A 17,264-nucleotide genomic window follows, 5' to 3' on the forward strand; every position below is an offset into this window, starting at 1 on the left:
ATAAGGAGTCACCGATGTCAAAACTGAAACCTGCGCTGATTGCGCTTTCACTGATGCTGGTCGCTCCCATGGCGGTTCAGGCATCTGAAATTACCCTCGTACCTGCGGTCAAACTGCAGATTGGCGACCGGGATAATAACGGGCACTACTGGGACGGTGGCCGCTGGCGCGACCATGACTGGTGGAAGGCGCATTATGACTGGCGCGATAACCGCTGGCGTCCTCACGATGAGCATCGCGAGCGTGACCACCATCATGACGATCGCCGTCCAGGTCCGGACTGGAAACACTACTAATGCAAAACCCCGCCAGCGGGCGGGGTTTGTTTTTACTGCTCGTGGCGCTTAAATACCAGCTCGCCTTTCCCTGACGACGCCTCGTCAAAGAAATAGCCTTCGCTGTTGAAGGCGGTTAGCTGCTCCGGCTTCGTCAGGCGGTTCTGAATGATGTAGCGGCTCATCAGACCGCGCGCTTTCTTGGCGTAGAAGCTGATCACTTTGAACTTGCCGTTTTTCTCGTCGAGGAATACCGGCTTGATGATGTCGGCATCCAGTTTTTTCGGCTTCACCGACTTGTAGTATTCATCGGATGCCAGGTTAATCACCACGTTATCGCCCTGCGCGCGCAGCGCCGCATTCAGCTTATCGGTAATGATATCGCCCCAGAAATGGTACAGATCTTTGCCTTTGGCATTCTCCAGGCGAATCCCCATCTCCAGACGATAAGGCTGCATCAGATCCAGCGGGCGCAGTACGCCGTACAGGCCCGACAGCATGCGCAGATGCTGCTGGGCAAAATCAAAATCGGCTTCGCTAAAATCTTCCGCCTGCAGGCCGGTGTACACATCGCCTTTAAACGCCAGAATCGCCTGGCGAGCGTTGGCAGGGGTGAAATCCGGGTGCCACTCGTGAAAGCGGGTCGCGTTCAAATCGGCCAGCTTGTCGCTGATGCTCATCAGCGAGGCGATTTGCGGCGCAGAGAGCTTACGCGCTTCGCGGATCAGCTGTTGCGAGTAGTCCAGCAGTTCAGGCTGGGTATAGCGCTCGGTGGCGAGCGGGCTCTGGTAGTCGAGCGTTTTTGCAGGTGAAATCAGAATCAGCATATCCAGTCCTTGCAGGAAATTTAGAGCGACTTTAGCAAAAAATCGCCCTGAATTGATCGATAGCTGTTATTGCCGTGGCAAATCATCCCACGTGCCGGGGGCAAGCTGCGCCTTGATATCGGGATAGCGGGCGGGATCAAAGACCGGCGGAACGCCGAGTTTGCGCTGACGCAGATAGTCTCTGGCAATCAGGGTCACCACGGGCGAGAGCAGCAGGATCGCCGTGAGGTTAGTGATTGCCATCAGCGCCATAATGATATCGGCCAGTTGCCAGACCAGCGGCATACTGAGCAGGGAGCCTGCTACCACCATCAGGATAACCCCCAGACGCAGAGTTCCGATCGCGGCGCGGGAGTCGAGTTTCAGGAAAATAAGGTTATTTTCGGCGTAGAGGTAATTCACCACTATCGAGCTGAAGGCAAATAAGATCAGGATGAGCGAGACAAATCCGGCTCCCCAGCCGCCGGTCAGGGTCACCAGCGCCTGCTGAAGAAGCTGTATCCCGACGGTTCCCGACGCGTGGGGTACGGGGCCTGCCAGCAGCAAAATCATGGCGCTGGCGGAACAGATAATAATGGTATCGGTAAAGACGCCAATCATCTGCACAATACCTTGTGCGGCCGGGTGTGGCGGCCAGGAAGAGGCGGCGGCTGCCGCATTGGGGGTTGACCCCATACCGGCTTCATTGGAGAACATGCCCCGCTGAAAACCCGCCATCAGCGCCTGGCTGAAGGTGTAGCCCAGCGCGCCGGAAGCCACTTCGCGCCAGCCAAAGGCGCTTTTGACGATGGTGGCAAGCACGCCCGGCACCTGGTCGAGATGCAGTGCGGCGACGAACAGGCTCGCGGCAACCCAGAGCAGCGCCATAATGGGTACCAGCCACTGCATCAGGCGAGCGATACCCTTGAGACCGAATGAAATGGTAAGCAGAACGATCGAAGCTAAAGCGAGACCCGCGAGCCACTCGGGGCAGGAGAAGGCATAGCGCATGGCATGGGCGACCGAGTTCGCCTGGACGGTATTAAAAATAAGACCGTACGCGAGCAGTAAAAAAAGCGAGAACAGGACGCCCATCCAGCGCATCCCCAGGCCACGCGCCATGTACCAGGCTGGACCACCGCGAAACTGGCCGCGCTTATCTTTCTCTTTGTAGAGTTGCGCAAGCGAACTTTCGGCAAAGGAGGTGGCCATACCGAGAAGTGCCGTCATCCACATCCAGAAGACCGCGCCTGGCCCACCGGCGCTGATGGCCAGTGCTACCCCCGCCAGATTCCCGCTACCCAGGCGTGCCGCAAGGCTGGTACAGAGCGCCTGAAACGACGTTAATCCGCCCGGCTGGGGCGTGACGCTGTTTTTCAGACTTCTGCCAAACTTGCGAATATAGCGAAACTGGATAAACCCACTGCGTAGCGTAAACCAAATACCTGCTCCCAGAAGCAGGTAAATCATTATCGAACCCCAGAGGACTTCGTTAATAAAGAAAAAGAAATCAGGCATTAACGTCCCTCTTGTTGATGCCAACGTGAATATGTAAGCGCTACCACTGATTGGGCATGCTGTTGCTTAGCAGCCTGTTAATATTCTGAGTTTATCATACTCTGCCTAAGCGCACTGTCTGCGGTTGCGCTACCCCTCCGTCGTGTTATCATCAGGGCAGACCGGTTACATCCCCCTAACAAGTAAACCTGTCATTTTTCCGCTGCAGGCATGCTGTCGGTAGCGTGAATTATCCAGGGCACGTTAAAAGAGAAACACTATCATGACGGATAAATTGACCTCCCTTCGTCAGTTCACCACTGTCGTAGCTGACACCGGAGATATCGCGGCAATGAAGCTGTACCAGCCGCAGGATGCCACAACTAACCCTTCTCTGATCCTTAACGCCGCACAGATCCCTGAGTATCGCAAACTGATTGACGAGGCTGTGACCTGGGCGAAAGCGCAGAGCAACGACCGCGCGCAGCAGGTTGTGGACGCTACTGATAAACTGGCCGTGAACATCGGTCTGGAGATCCTGAAACTGGTTCCGGGCCGTATCTCTACCGAAGTGGACGCGCGTCTCTCCTACGACACCGAAGCGTCTATCGCGAAAGCAAAACGTCTGATCAAACTGTACAACGATGCGGGCATCAGCAACGATCGTATCCTGATCAAACTGGCTTCTACCTGGCAGGGTATCCGCGCGGCAGAGCAGCTGGAAAAAGAGGGTATCAACTGTAACCTGACCCTGCTGTTCTCCTTCGCACAGGCGCGTGCATGTGCAGAAGCTGGCGTATACCTGATTTCTCCGTTCGTGGGTCGTATTCTGGACTGGTACAAAGCCAACACCGATAAGAAAGAGTACGCACCGGCTGAAGATCCAGGCGTGATTTCTGTGACTGAAATCTACGAATACTACAAACAGCATGGCTATGAGACTGTGGTTATGGGCGCAAGCTTCCGTAACGTCGGTGAAATCATCGAGCTGGCTGGCTGTGACCGCCTGACCATCGCGCCTGCACTGCTGAAAGAGCTGGCTGAAAGCGAAGGTACTCTGGAGCGTAAACTGTCCTACACCGGTGAAGTGAAAGCACGCCCAGAGCGCATCACTGAATCCGAGTTCCTGTGGCAGCACAACCAGGATCCAATGGCCGTAGACAAACTGGCGGACGGTATCCGTAAGTTTGCTGTTGACCAGGAAAAACTGGAAAAAATGATCGGCGACCTGCTGTAATCATTCCGCGTGACCGGGCTCCCGGTCACGCGACTGCTTTCGTACCCTGTCTGAATTTCCTCTCTGCGTGTATCATTCCCTTTAATCAGTACTCTTTGAATGGAATGGATATGAATACCTTACGCATCGGCTTAGTGTCGATTTCTGACCGCGCCTCCAGCGGTGTTTACCAGGATAAAGGCATCCCCGCTCTGGAAGCGTGGCTGGCCAGTGCACTGACTACCCCGTTTGAGATCCAGACTCGCCTGATTCCCGACGAACAGCCGATTATCGAGCAGACCCTGTGTGAGCTGGTGGATGAGATGAGCTGTCACCTGGTGTTAACCACCGGCGGAACCGGGCCCGCGCGCCGTGATGTGACGCCGGACGCGACGCTGGCGATTGCCGATCGTGAAATGCCGGGCTTCGGCGAACAGATGCGCCAGATCAGTCTACACTTTGTCCCGACGGCCATTCTTTCCCGCCAGGTAGGGGTGATCCGCAAGCAGGCGTTGATTCTGAACCTGCCGGGCCAGCCGAAGTCGATCAAAGAGACGCTGGAAGGGCTAAAAGCGGAAGACGGCAGCGTCATCGTTCACGGCATCTTTGCAAGTGTACCGTATTGTATACAGCTGCTTGACGGCCCGTATGTCGAAACCGATGAGAAAGTGGTAGCAGCTTTTCGTCCTAAAAACGCGCGTCGCGAAACAATCTCCTGAAATTAATCAATATGTGACATAAGCTGAAGCGGCGATAGCGTGGTAACGGTTTTACGGTATAGTAATTTTTTCTTTACGATTGCTGTAAAAATAAATCCACAATACACGCATAATGGTTCGCTATGTCACATAACACCCGACCTCTGAATCGACAGGACTACAAAACCCTCACGCTCGCGGCCTTAGGCGGTGCGCTGGAGTTTTACGACTTCATTATCTTCGTCTTCTTCGCTGCCGTAGTGGGGGAGCTCTTCTTCCCGGCAGATATACCGGAGTGGCTGCGTCAGGTGCAAACCTTCGGCATTTTTGCTGCCGGGTATCTGGCGCGTCCGCTGGGCGGCATTATTATGGCCCACTTTGGCGATCTGGTCGGGCGTAAAAAGATGTTTACCCTCAGCATCCTGCTGATGGCGGTCCCCACGCTGGCCATTGGTCTGCTGCCCACCTATGCCTCGATGGGCATTCTCGCGCCGCTGCTGCTGTTGCTGATGCGCGTGCTTCAGGGCGCGGCGATTGGCGGTGAAGTGCCGGGCGCGTGGGTGTTTGTCGCAGAGCATGTTCCGGCGCGCCGCATTGGTATCGCCTGTGGAACCTTAACCGCGGGGCTGACCATCGGGATCCTGCTCGGCTCGGTGGTCGCCACCATTGTGAATACCAGCATGACGCAGCAGGCCGTACACGACTGGGGTTGGCGTATTCCGTTCCTGCTGGGCGGGGCGTTTGGCCTGGTGGCGATGTACCTGCGCCGCTGGCTGCAGGAGACACCGATTTTCCTCGAGATGCAGCAGCGTAAAGCGCTGGCGCAGGAGCTGCCGGTGAAGGCGGTTGTGGTACGTCATAAAAAGGCGGTGGTGGTGTCGATGCTGCTCACCTGGCTACTCTCGGCCGGGATTGTGGTGGTGATATTGATGTCTCCGGTGTGGCTGCAAAAGCAGTACGGTTTCGCCCCAGCCGTGACGCTACAGGCGAACAGTATCGCGACAATCATGCTCTGCTTTGGCTGTCTGGCCGCCGGGCTGGCGGCAGATCGTTTCGGGGCCAGCGTTACCTTTATTGTCGGCAGCCTGTTACTGGCCGCTTCAAGCTGGGCGTTTTACCATCTGGCAGGCAGCCATCCTGAACAGTTGTTCCTGCTGTACGGCGTGGTAGGGCTGTGCGTGGGCGTTGTCGGCGCGGTGCCTTACGTCATGGTGCGCGCGTTCCCGCCGGAGGTTCGCTTCACCGGGATCTCATTTTCCTACAACGTGTCGTATGCCATTTTCGGTGGGCTGACGCCGATTGCGGTGACGGTCCTGATGGGCGTGTCTCCCATGGCTCCGGCCTGGTACGTGCTGGCGCTGTCGGTGATGGGGCTGGTATTGGGATTTTGGCTTCGTCAGGCGGGGGGATGTCGTGCCCGCCAGGCGGGCACGACAGAGGGATCAGTGTTTTTCACCAATCGGTAGCACGGTGCGGTCAAACTGCTCGTTCAGCACTTCACCCATTGCCAGGTAGATAGCGCTTGCGCCGCAAACCAGACCAATCCAGCCGGCAACGTGAACGATGCCTTCGTTATCCACCAGGTGACCGATTGCCAGCAGGGCAAACAGCACGGTCAGGCTCAGGAAGACGAACTGCAGCATGCGGTTGCCTTTCAGAGTACCGAAGAACATGAACAGGGTGAAGACGCCCCACAGGCCCAGGTAGACGCCCAGGAAGTGGGCGTTTGCCGCGTCTGCCATGCCCATTTTAGGCAGCAGCAGAATGGCGACCAGGGTCAGCCAGAAAGAACCGTAAGAGGTGAAGGCGGTTAAGCCGAAGGTATTGCCTTTCTTATATTCCAGCAGGCCCGCAAAGATTTGCGCGATACCGCCATAAAAAATGCCCATCGCCAGGATGATGCCATCCATCGGGAACATCCCGATATTGTGCAGGTTCAGCAGAATAGTGGTCATGCCAAAACCCATCAGGCCCAGCGGAGCCGGATTAGCCAACTTAGTGTTGCCCATAAGTCCTCAAAAAAATCATCATTAATATGGTGAAATGGTTAAACCCGCGTCAGTTCTCCCTGACGGGGCGCGGCATCATAATGGGCGCAATCGATGGCGTCTATGATCTCATCAGGGTGAAATTAAAATTTTTTTTATGCTTGCCCCTTGATGGATGCCGTCGCGACCCCATCTTGTAGTCAACCGCAGTGTGTGGACCTGAAAAAAATCAAATCTGGGCAGTTGAAAAAGCACGTTCTGCCCTTATTACAGGTACACAACCACATGTTGACTGAATTTTTAGTGGAGACGTTTAGATGGGTAAAATTATTGGTATCGACCTGGGTACTACCAACTCTTGTGTAGCGATTATGGATGGCACTACTGCACGCGTGCTGGAGAACGCCGAGGGCGATCGCACCACGCCTTCTATCATTGCTTATACCCAGGACGGTGAAACTCTGGTTGGTCAGCCGGCTAAACGTCAGGCAGTGACAAACCCGCAAAACACTCTGTTTGCGATTAAACGCCTGATCGGTCGCCGCTTCCAGGACGAAGAAGTTCAGCGTGACGTTTCCATCATGCCTTACAAAATCATCGCGGCAGATAACGGCGATGCATGGCTTGATGTGAAAGGCACCAAAACGGCACCACCGCAGATTTCTGCTGAAGTGCTGAAAAAAATGAAGAAAACCGCGGAAGATTACCTGGGTGAGCCGGTAACTGAAGCTGTTATCACCGTTCCTGCATACTTCAACGATGCTCAGCGTCAGGCAACCAAAGATGCTGGCCGTATCGCAGGTCTGGAAGTAAAACGTATCATCAACGAACCAACCGCGGCTGCTCTGGCTTACGGTCTGGATAAAGAAGTCGGCAACCGTACTATCGCGGTTTACGACCTGGGTGGTGGTACCTTCGATATCTCTATTATCGAAATCGACGAAGTTGACGGCGAAAAAACCTTCGAAGTTCTGGCAACCAACGGTGATACCCACCTGGGTGGTGAAGACTTCGATACCCGTCTGATCAACTACCTCGTTGACGAGTTCAAGAAAGATCAGGGCATTGACCTGCGTAACGACCCGCTGGCTATGCAGCGCCTGAAAGAAGCCGCTGAGAAAGCGAAGATCGAACTGTCTTCCGCTCAGCAGACCGACGTGAACCTGCCGTACATCACTGCAGACGCGACCGGTCCTAAACACATGAACATCAAAGTGACCCGTGCGAAACTGGAAAGCCTGGTAGAAGACCTGGTGAACCGTTCTATCGAGCCGCTGAAAGTTGCTCTGCAGGACGCTGGCCTGTCCGTGTCTGATATCAACGACGTTATCCTCGTTGGTGGCCAGACCCGTATGCCAATGGTGCAGAAGAAAGTGGCTGAGTTCTTTGGTAAAGAGCCACGTAAAGACGTTAACCCGGACGAAGCAGTGGCTATCGGTGCTGCGGTTCAGGGTGGCGTACTGACCGGTGAAGTGAAAGACGTACTGCTGCTGGACGTTACCCCGCTGTCTCTGGGTATCGAAACCATGGGCGGTGTGATGACTGCGCTCATCAACAAAAACACCACCATCCCAACCAAGCACAGCCAGGTGTTCTCTACCGCTGAAGACAACCAGTCTGCGGTAACCATCCATGTGCTGCAGGGTGAGCGTAAGCGTGCGGCGGATAACAAATCTCTGGGTCAGTTCAACCTGGACGGTATTAACCCGGCACCGCGCGGCATGCCACAGATCGAAGTCACCTTCGACATCGATGCTGACGGTATCCTGCACGTGTCTGCGAAAGACAAAAACAGCGGTAAAGAGCAGAAGATCACCATCAAGGCATCTTCTGGTCTGAACGAAGCGGAAATCGAAAAAATGGTTCGCGATGCCGAAGCTAACGCGGAATCCGACCGTAAGTTCGAAGAGCTGGTTCAGACCCGCAACCAGGGTGACCATCTGCTGCACAGCACCCGTAAGCAGGTTGAAGAAGCAGGCGATAAACTGCCAGCGGAAGACAAGACTGCTATCGAAGCTGCACTGAGTGCGCTGGAATCCTCACTGAAAGGTGAAGATAAAGCGGACATCGAAGCGAAGATGCAGGAACTGGCACAGGCTTCTCAGAAGCTGATGGAAATCGCTCAGCAGCAGCACGCTCAACAGCAGGCGGGCGCTGACGCTTCGGCGAACAATGCGAAAGACGACGACGTTGTCGACGCTGAGTTCGAAGAAGTTAAAGATAAAAAATAATCGCCCTGATGCAGGGTAATTAATCGGCACGGGCGTAGGAGAACTCTCCACGCCCGTGCTCGCATGTTAAGGGGCTTAAAAAAACCAATGGCAAAGCAAGACTATTACGAGATTTTAGGCGTTCCGAAAACTGCGGAAGAGCGTGAAATCAAAAAGGCGTATAAGCGCCTGGCCATGAAATTCCACCCGGACCGTAATCAGGGTGACAAAGAGGCTGAAGCCAAATTTAAAGAGATCAAAGAAGCCTACGAAGTCCTGACCGATGCACAAAAACGTGCAGCCTATGACCAGTACGGTCACGCAGCCTTTGAACAGGGCGGCATGGGCGGCGGTGGATTCGGTGGCGGCGGCTTTGGCGGCGGTGCCGACTTCAGCGATATCTTTGGCGATGTCTTCGGCGACATCTTCGGCGGTGGGCGTGGTCGTCAGCGCGCGGCGCGCGGCGCGGATCTGCGCTACAACATGGATCTGACGCTGGAAGAGGCCGTTCGCGGTGTTACCAAAGAGATCCGTATTCCGACGCTGGAAGAGTGTGACGTCTGCCACGGCAGCGGCGCGAAAGCGGGTACTCAGCCGCAGACCTGTCCAACCTGTCACGGCTCCGGTCAGGTCCAGATGCGTCAGGGCTTCTTCGCGGTACAGCAGGCCTGCCCTCACTGTCACGGTCGCGGTACGCTGATTAAAGATCCGTGCACCAAATGCCACGGCCACGGTCGCGTTGAGAAAACCAAGACCCTGTCCGTTAAAATCCCGGCTGGCGTGGATACGGGCGACCGCATCCGTCTGGCGGGTGAGGGTGAAGCTGGTGAACACGGCGCACCGGCAGGCGATCTGTACGTTCAGGTGCAGGTGAAACAGCACGCTATCTTCGAGCGCGAAGGGAATAACCTGTACTGTGAAGTGCCGATCAACTTCGCGATGGCGGCTCTCGGCGGCGAAATCGAAGTGCCGACGCTGGATGGTCGCGTCAATCTGAAGATCCCGGGCGAGACCCAGACCGGTAAGCTGTTCCGCATGCGCGGGAAAGGCGTTAAATCCGTTCGCGGTGGTGCGCAGGGCGACCTGCTGTGCCGCGTCGTCGTGGAAACGCCGGTTGGCCTGAACGATAAGCAGAAACAGCTGCTGAAAGAGTTGCAGGAAAGCTTTGGTGGTCCGACGGGTGAGAAAAACAGCCCGCGTTCCAAAAGCTTCTTCGATGGCGTCAAAAAATTCTTCGATGATTTGACCCGCTAATCCGTTAGCTGGTTTTCATCTTCAAAAAGCCCGGAAGCGATTCCGGGCTTTTTTTATTTACGGTTATTGCTCGGTAAAAGTGAATCTATACTCAATATTAATCTGTTTTTGCCGAGCTATTTGGCTTGGTATTATGGTTTTATCGAGGTATTGTTGTAAAAGAGAGAACTTAAATGAAATTACTACACCGTTTCTTTAGCAGTGAGGCGTCCGGTGGCGTGCTCCTGATTATTGCCGCAGCGGCCGCGATGGTGCTGGCTAATCTTGGCATCACGCGGGATCTCTATCATGCATTTCTGGAAACGCCCGTTGAGCTGAAGGTCGGGGCGCTGGAAATTAACAAGAACATGCTGCTGTGGATCAACGATGCGCTGATGGCGGTGTTCTTCCTGCTGGTGGGGCTTGAAGTTAAGCGTGAGCTGGTTCTGGGCTCGCTTGCCAGCCGCCAGCGCGCGGCGTTCCCGGTCATTGCCGCGCTCGGTGGGATGGTGGTGCCGGCGCTGCTCTTCCTGGCGTTCACCTGGCAGGATCCGGTTGCACGTCACGGCTGGGCGATCCCGGCCGCGACGGATATCGCCTTTGCGCTCGGGGTGCTGGCCTTGCTGGGAAGCCGCGTGCCGGTTGCGCTGAAAATCTTCCTGATGGCGCTGGCGATCATCGATGACCTTGGCGCCATTGTGATTATCGCGCTGTTCTACACCAGCGATCTGTCGATCCTGTCTCTGAGCGTGGCTGCCGGAGCGATTGCGGTGCTGGCGCTGCTGAACATCTTTAATGTGCGCCGCATCGGTATCTACATCCTCGTGGGGATGGTGCTGTGGACAGCGGTGCTGAAATCCGGCGTGCACGCCACGCTGGCTGGGGTGATCGTCGGCTTCTTCGTGCCGCTTAAGCCGCAGAACGGCAAGTCGCCGGCCAAACAGCTGGAGCATGTGCTGCACCCGTGGGTCGCCTTTATGATCCTGCCCCTGTTTGCGTTTGCCAATGCCGGGGTTTCGCTGGGCGGCGTGACGCTGGACGGGCTGACGTCCGTGCTGCCGCTGGGCATTATTGCCGGTCTGTTTATCGGTAAGCCGCTGGGTATTAGCCTCTTTTGCTGGCTGGCGACGAAACTGAAGCTGGCGTCATTGCCGCACGGCACCACGTTTAAGCAGATTATGGCCGTCGGCGTGCTGTGTGGAATAGGGTTTACGATGTCGATCTTTATCTCGACGCTGGCGTTTGGCGCGCATGCGCCTGAGCTGATCGTCTGGGCGAAACTCGGCATTCTCATCGGGTCATTACTGGCCGCCGTAATTGGTTATACCTTGTTGAAGGTGAAATTGTCCGGACAGGCCGTCCAGGCATAACGGAACACCGGGAGGAGGCGATCCTTCTCCCGAAACACACTCAAGGAGCGAAGACGCGATGTCTCATTTGAATTACAACCATCTTTACTACTTCTGGCACGTCTATAGACAGGGCTCGGTGGTCGGGGCTGCAGAGGCGCTCTACCTGACGCCGCAAACCATCACCGGGCAAATCAAGGCGCTGGAAGAACGTTTGCAGGGCAAGCTGTTCAAGCGTAAGGGGCGCGGGATTGAACCCAGCGAGCTGGGTGAGTTGGTTTTCCGCTACGCGGACAAAATGTTTACCCTTAGCCAGGAGATGCTGGATATCGTCAACTACCGCAAAGAGTCGAACCTGCTCTTTGATGTTGGCGTGGCGGATGCGCTGTCCAAACGGCTGGTGAGCGGCGTGCTGGATGCGGCGGTGGTCGAAGACGAGCAAATCCACCTGCGCTGCTTTGAATCCACTCACGAGATGCTGCTGGAACAGCTGAGCCAGCACAAGCTGGACATGATTATCTCGGATTGTCCGATCGACTCCACGCAGCAGGAAGGGCTGTTCTCGGTGAAAATTGGGGAATGCGGCGTGAGCTTCTGGTGCATTAATCCGCCGCCGGAGAAACCCTTCCCGGCCTGCCTGGAAGAGCGTCGACTGCTGGTGCCGGGAAGACGTTCCATGCTGGGGCGCAAGCTCCTGAACTGGTTTAACTCGCAGGGGCTGAACGTGGAAATCCTCGGCGAATTTGACGATGCGGCGCTGATGAAAGCCTTTGGTGAAGCGCACAACGCCATCTTCGTTGCGCCGACGCTCTACGCGCACGATCTCTATTCGGACGACAAGATTACGGAGATAGGCAGAGTGGATAACGTGATGGAGGAGTATCACGCCATCTTTGCTGAAAGGATGATTCAGCATCCGGCGGTACAGCGAATCTGTAACCGTGACTACTCGGCGCTGTTTACGCCACCGGCAATCTGAAGATATAAAAAAACCCGCGTTAAGCGGGTTCTTTTAAAACAAGCAACAACAAGCGGCGATTAAGCCAGTTTGTTGATCTGCGCGGTCAGGTTTGCTTTATGACGCGCTGCTTTGTTTTTGTGGATCAGACCTTTAGCAGCCTGACGATCCACGATTGGTTGCATTTCGTTAAATGCGTTCTGCGCAGCAGCTTTGTCGCCAGCTTCGATAGCTGCGTATACTTTCTTGATGAAAGTACGCATCATAGAGCGACGGCTTGCATTGTGCTTACGAGCCTTTTCAGACTGAATAGCACGTTTCTTAGCTGATTTGATATTAGCCAAGGTCCAACTCCCAAATATGATCTATGTGGACAATTCAAAGGCCGAGGAATATGCCCTCTATACCTTCTTTTGTCAATGGATTTGTGCAAATAAGCGCCGTTAATGTGGCGACGCTACGTTACGTAGTGATGGCGCAGGATTCTACCAGCTTGTTGTCCGTGAATACAGCTTTTCGGCATAAAAATCGCAGTTCGCGAGCAGATTTTTTCGCTGCGAAAGGTCAGCCTGATGAAATCATTACGGCTTTCTGTTTTGCACGAACAATCGCCGGTTAACCTTAACCGCTGTACAAGGTATACTTTGGCGATTTTCACTGTTTTGAGCCAGACATGAAGCTGATACGCGGCATACATAATCTCAGCAGAGCCCCGCACGGGTGCGTGCTGACCATTGGTAATTTCGACGGCGTGCATCGTGGTCATCAGGCGCTGTTGCAGGGATTGCGTAAAGAAGGGGAGGCCCGCGGCCTGCCCGTTGTAGTGATGATTTTCGAACCGCAGCCGCTGGAGCTGTTTGCGGGCGATAAATCTCCCGCCCGTCTTACACGCCTGCGCGAGAAGTTGCGCTATCTGGCTGAGTCCGGCGTGGACTATGTATTGTGCGTACGTTTCGATCGCCGCTTTGCCGCGCTGACAGCACAAAATTTCGTCAGCGACCTGCTGGTGAAGCGTCTTGGCGTGCAGTTTCTTGCCGTGGGCGATGATTTCCGCTTTGGCGCTGGTCGTCAGGGTGATTTCTTGCTATTACAGAAGGCTGGTCTGGAGTACGGTTTTGAGGTCACCAGCGCGATGACCTTCTGTGAAGGCGGCGTGCGCGTCAGCAGCACGGCAGTGCGGCAGGCGCTGGCCAACGATGAACTGGATACGGCAGAAAACCTGCTGGGACATCCGTTCACCATCTCTGGTCGCGTGGTCCATGGCGATGCGCTGGGCCGCACGATAGGTTTCCCGACGGCGAATATACCGCTGCGTCGTCAGGTTTCCCCGGTTAAAGGGGTCTATGCGGTAGAAGTGGCAGGACTGGGCGATAAGCCGTTCTACGGCGTCGCCAATATTGGCACGCGTCCGACCGTTGCCGGTGTGCGTCAACAGCTAGAAGTGCACCTGCTGGACGTTGTAATGGACCTGTATGGTCGCCATATAGATGTGATACTGCGTAAAAAAATACGCAACGAGCAGCGATTTGGTTCGCTGGATGAACTCAAAGCGCAAATTGCGCGAGATGAATTAACAGCCCGCGAGTTTTTTGGGCTTTGAACCCGGCTTAACTGCCTACGTGATAAATACGGAACCGAGAATCTGATGAGTGACTATAAATCAACCCTGAATTTGCCGGAAACAGGGTTCCCGATGCGCGGCGATCTCGCCAAGCGTGAACCGGGAATGCTGGCGCGTTGGACCGATGATGACCTGTACGGCATCATTCGTGCAGCCAAAAAAGGCAAAAAAACCTTCATTCTGCATGATGGCCCTCCCTATGCGAATGGCAGCATTCATATTGGTCACTCTGTAAACAAGATTCTGAAAGACATTATCGTGAAGTCCAAAGGACTCGCGGGATATGACTCGCCTTACGTTCCGGGCTGGGACTGCCACGGCCTGCCAATCGAGCTGAAAGTTGAGCAGGAATTTGGCAAGCCTGGTGAGAAATTCACCGCCGCTGAGTTCCGTGCGAAGTGCCGCGAATACGCAGCCACCCAGGTTGACGGTCAGCGCGCTGACTTCATCCGTCTGGGCGTACTGGGCGACTGGTCGCATCCGTACCTGACCATGGACTTCAAAACCGAAGCCAACATCATCCGTGCGCTGGGCAAAATCATCGGTAACGGCCACCTTCACAAAGGCGCGAAGCCGGTGCACTGGTGCGTGGACTGCCGTTCTGCGCTGGCAGAAGCGGAAGTGGAGTATTACGACAAAACCTCTCCATCTATCGACGTAGCCTTCCATGCCGTCGATCAGGATGCGGTGAAAGCCAAATTTGGCGTGTCGTCCGTTAACGGCCCGATCTCGCTGGTGATCTGGACCACCACCCCGTGGACCCTACCAGCCAACCGCGCGATCTCCCTATCCGGTGAGTTCGAATACGCGCTGGTGCAGATTGACGGCCAGGCGGTTATCCTGGCGAAAGATCTGGTTGAAAGTGTGCTGAAGCGCGCGCACATCGCCGATTACACCGTGCTGGGCACAGTTAAAGGCGACGCGCTGGAGCTGATGCGCTTCAAACACCCGTTCCTGGACTTCGACGTTCCGGCGATCCTGGGCGACCACGTAACGCTGGACGCGGGTACCGGTGCGGTACATACCGCCGGTGGCCACGGTCCTGACGACTACAACATCAGCCTGAAGTACGGTCTGGAAATCGCTAACCCGGTGGGGCCGGACGGCTCCTACCTGCCTGGCACCTACCCGGCGCTGGACGGCATCAACGTCTTCAAAGCGAACGACATTATTGTCGACATGCTGCGCACCAGCGGCGCGCTGCTGCACGTTGAAAAAATGCAGCATAGCTATCCGTGCTGCTGGCGTCACAAGACGCCAATCATCTTCCGTGCGACCCCGCAGTGGTTCGTCAGCATGGATCAGAAGGGCCTGCGCGAGCAGTCTCTGAAAGAGATCAAAGGCGTGCAGTGGATCCCGGACTGGGGCCAGGCGCGTATCGAATCCATGGTGGCTAACCGTCCTGACTGGTGTATCTCCCGTCAGCGTACCTGGGGCGTGCCGATGTCGCTGTTCGTGCATAAAGAGACGCATGAGCTGCACCCGAACACCCTGGAACTGATGGAAGAAGTGGCGAAGCGCGTCGAAGTTGACGGCATCCAGGCGTGGTGGGATCTCGACGCCCGTGACATCCTGGGCGCTGATGCTGACAACTACGAGAAAGTGCCGGATACCCTGGACGTATGGTTCGATTCCGGGTCTACCCACTCCTCCGTGGTTGACGTGCGTCCGGAGTTTGCCGGTCACGCTGCCGATATGTATCTGGAAGGGTCTGACCAACACCGCGGCTGGTTCATGTCATCTCTGATGATCTCTACCGCCATGAAGGGTAAAGCGCCTTACCGTCAGGTACTGACTCACGGCTTCACCGTGGATGGTCAGGGCCGTAAGATGTCTAAATCTATCGGTAATACCGTTTCTCCGCAGGATGTGATGAACAAGCTGGGCGCAGACATTCTGCGTCTGTGGGTGGCGTCGACCGACTACACCGGCGAAATGGCGGTGTCTGACGAGATCCTGAAACGCGCTGCCGACAGCTATCGTCGTATCCGTAACACCGCGCGCTTCCTGCTGGCGAACCTGAACGGGTTTGATCCGGCAAAAGACATGGTGAAACCGGAAGAGATGGTGGTGCTGGACCGCTGGGCGGTAGGCTGCGCGAAAGCGGCGCAGGAAGATATCCTGAAGGCCTATGAGTCTTATGACTTCCACGAAGTGGTGCAGCGCCTGATGCGCTTCTGCTCCATCGAGATGGGCTCGTTCTACCTCGACATCATCAAAGACCGCCAGTACACCGCGAAAGCGGACAGCGTGGCGCGTCGTAGCTGCCAGACCGCGCTGTTCCATATCGCAGAAGCGCTGGTACGCTGGATGGCGCCGATCATGTCCTTCACCGCGGATGAAATCTGGGGTTACCTGCCGGGCGATCGTGAGAAGTATGTCTTCACCGGCGAATGGTACGAAGGTCTGTTCGATCTCTCCAGCACCGAAGCGATGAACGATGCCTTCTGGGACGAGCTGCTGAAAGTGCGTGGCGAAGTGAACAAGGTTATCGAGCAGGCGCGTGCTGATAAGAAAGTCGGCGGCTCTCTGGAAGCGGCGGTGACCCTGTACGCGGAGCCAGAGCTGGCGGCGAAGCTGACGGCGCTGGGCGATGAATTACGATTTGTCCTGTTGACCTCCGGTGCGAAAGTTGCGGATTATGCTGACGCGTCTGCTGATGCTCAGCAGAGCGAACTGCTCAAAGGACTGAAAGTCGCGCTGAGCAAAGCCGACGGTGAGAAATGCCCGCGTTGCTGGCATTACACCACCGATGTCGGTCAGGTGGCGGAACACGCAGACATCTGCGGACGCTGTGTAAGCAACGTCGCCGGTGACGGCGAAAAACGTAAGTTTGCCTGATGAGTAAAACTCTCTGTTCAACAGGACTGCGCTGGCTGTGGCTGGTTGTGGTGGTGCTGATTATCGATCTGGGCAGCAAGTTCCTGATCCTCCAGAACTTTGCTCTGGGGGAGACGGTGCCGCTGTTCCCGTCGCTTAACCTGCACTACGCGCGCAACTACGGTGCGGCGTTCAGTTTCCTTGCCGACAGCGGTGGCTGGCAGCGCTGGTTCTTTGCGGGTATCGCTCTCGGTATCTGCGTGATCCTGGCGGTGCTGATGTACCGCTCGAAGGCAACGCAAAAGCTGAATAACATCGCCTACGCGCTGATCATTGGCGGCGCGCTGGGCAACCTGTTTGATCGCCTGTGGCACGGCTTTGTGGTCGATATGATCGACTTCTACGTCGGCGACTGGCACTTCGCGACCTTTAACCTCGCCGATAGCGCCATTTGCATCGGTGCGGCGTTAATCGTGCTGGAAGGCTTCTTGCCTAAACCGGCCGCGAAAGAGCAGGCGTAAGCATCAATGCCGGGTGGCGCTACGCTTACCCGGCCTACAGAATTTGTGGCTTCCCGTAGGCCCGGTAAGCGT

At 55.7% G+C, this 17,264-nt stretch carries 15 protein-coding genes and 1 pseudogene; 12 read left to right on the top strand and 4 right to left on the bottom strand.

The annotated features are described in order from the left end of the window. Positions 1–14 precede the first annotated feature (14 nt). Positions 15–296 carry a DUF2502 domain-containing protein gene (locus ACOTXI_RS10205; RefSeq protein ID WP_058654227.1) on the top strand — a complete coding sequence of 94 codons (282 nt, stop codon included), beginning with the start codon at positions 15–17 and terminating at the stop codon, positions 294–296. Between the two features lie 32 nt (positions 297–328). On the opposite strand, the gene yaaA is transcribed toward ACOTXI_RS10205, so the two are convergent. Next, positions 329–1,102 carry a peroxide stress protein YaaA gene (gene yaaA, locus ACOTXI_RS10210; protein ID WP_008502047.1) on the bottom strand — a complete coding sequence of 258 codons (774 nt, stop codon included), beginning with the start codon at positions 1,100–1,102 and terminating at the stop codon, positions 329–331. Positions 1,103–1,168: 66 nt separating this feature from the next. Then, a complete protein-coding gene (locus ACOTXI_RS10215; protein ID WP_021240561.1) occupies positions 1,169–2,599 on the bottom strand; it encodes an alanine/glycine:cation symporter family protein in 1,431 nt (476 codons plus the stop codon). Positions 2,600–2,861: 262 nt separating this feature from the next. On the opposite strand from ACOTXI_RS10215, the gene tal reads away from it, so the two are divergent. From tal to ACOTXI_RS10230, 3 genes are all read left to right on the top strand, one after another. Continuing rightward, a complete protein-coding gene (gene tal / locus ACOTXI_RS10220) occupies positions 2,862–3,815 on the top strand; it encodes a transaldolase (RefSeq protein ID WP_008502045.1) in 954 nt (317 codons plus the stop codon). A gap of 110 nt (positions 3,816–3,925) precedes the next feature. Next, positions 3,926–4,513 carry a molybdopterin adenylyltransferase gene (gene mog / locus ACOTXI_RS10225; RefSeq protein WP_008502044.1) on the top strand — a complete coding sequence of 196 codons (588 nt, stop codon included), beginning with the start codon at positions 3,926–3,928 and terminating at the stop codon, positions 4,511–4,513. 122 nt (positions 4,514–4,635) lie between these two features. After that, complete coding sequence (locus tag ACOTXI_RS10230; RefSeq protein ID WP_008502043.1) at positions 4,636–5,958, top strand: MFS transporter; 1,323 nt, start codon at positions 4,636–4,638, stop codon at positions 5,956–5,958. Here ACOTXI_RS10230 and satP read toward each other — a convergent pair. Beyond that, positions 5,935–6,501 (bottom strand): acetate uptake transporter, encoded by a 567-nt coding sequence (gene satP / locus ACOTXI_RS10235; protein WP_008502042.1) that lies wholly within the window; start codon positions 6,499–6,501, stop codon positions 5,935–5,937. The genes ACOTXI_RS10230 and satP overlap by 24 nt on opposite strands. 296 nt (positions 6,502–6,797) lie before the next feature. Here satP and dnaK point away from each other — a divergent pair, with 296 nt between their 5' ends. The 4 genes from dnaK to nhaR all read left to right on the top strand — a co-directional run bounded on the left by dnaK (position 6,798) and on the right by nhaR (position 12,251). Continuing rightward, the gene (gene dnaK, locus ACOTXI_RS10240) at positions 6,798–8,711 is read left to right on the top strand and encodes a molecular chaperone DnaK (protein ID WP_008502041.1); all 1,914 of its coding nucleotides are present in this window, start codon (positions 6,798–6,800) and stop codon (positions 8,709–8,711) included. A gap of 87 nt (positions 8,712–8,798) precedes the next feature. Further along, positions 8,799–9,944: a molecular chaperone DnaJ gene (gene dnaJ / locus ACOTXI_RS10245; RefSeq protein WP_008502040.1), complete on the top strand. Its 1,146-nt coding sequence runs from the start codon at positions 8,799–8,801 to the stop codon at positions 9,942–9,944. A 173-nt stretch (positions 9,945–10,117) separates the two neighbouring features. Beyond that, a complete protein-coding gene (gene nhaA, locus ACOTXI_RS10250; RefSeq protein WP_008502039.1) occupies positions 10,118–11,293 on the top strand; it encodes a Na+/H+ antiporter NhaA in 1,176 nt (391 codons plus the stop codon). A 58-nt stretch (positions 11,294–11,351) separates the two neighbouring features. Beyond that, a complete protein-coding gene (nhaR, locus tag ACOTXI_RS10255) occupies positions 11,352–12,251 on the top strand; it encodes a transcriptional activator NhaR (protein ID WP_008502038.1) in 900 nt (299 codons plus the stop codon). Between the two features lie 59 nt (positions 12,252–12,310). On the opposite strand, the gene rpsT is transcribed toward nhaR, so the two are convergent. Then, a complete protein-coding gene (gene rpsT / locus ACOTXI_RS10260; RefSeq protein ID WP_008502037.1) occupies positions 12,311–12,574 on the bottom strand; it encodes a 30S ribosomal protein S20 in 264 nt (87 codons plus the stop codon). 115 nt (positions 12,575–12,689) lie between these two features. On the opposite strand from rpsT, the pseudogene ACOTXI_RS10265 reads away from it, so the two are divergent. The 4 genes and pseudogenes from ACOTXI_RS10265 to lspA form a co-directional block, all read left to right on the top strand. Further along, a pseudogene (locus tag ACOTXI_RS10265) lies at positions 12,690–12,896 on the top strand (DUF2575 domain-containing protein); the annotation flags it as partial. 7 nt (positions 12,897–12,903) lie between these two features. After that, the gene (ribF, locus tag ACOTXI_RS10270) at positions 12,904–13,830 is read left to right on the top strand and encodes a bifunctional riboflavin kinase/FAD synthetase (protein ID WP_058654225.1); all 927 of its coding nucleotides are present in this window, start codon (positions 12,904–12,906) and stop codon (positions 13,828–13,830) included. A gap of 45 nt (positions 13,831–13,875) precedes the next feature. Continuing rightward, on the top strand, positions 13,876–16,692 hold the full coding sequence (gene ileS / locus ACOTXI_RS10275) for an isoleucine--tRNA ligase (protein WP_008502035.1): 2,817 nt from the start codon (positions 13,876–13,878) through the stop codon (positions 16,690–16,692). After that, the gene (lspA, locus tag ACOTXI_RS10280) at positions 16,692–17,192 is read left to right on the top strand and encodes a signal peptidase II (RefSeq protein ID WP_008502034.1); all 501 of its coding nucleotides are present in this window, start codon (positions 16,692–16,694) and stop codon (positions 17,190–17,192) included. The genes ileS and lspA overlap by 1 nt, the downstream gene beginning before the upstream one ends. Positions 17,193–17,264 lie beyond the last annotated feature (72 nt).

The organism is Enterobacter cloacae complex sp. BZL2005 (assembly GCF_049238885.1).
Classification (GTDB): domain Bacteria; phylum Pseudomonadota; class Gammaproteobacteria; order Enterobacterales; family Enterobacteriaceae; genus Enterobacter; species Enterobacter roggenkampii.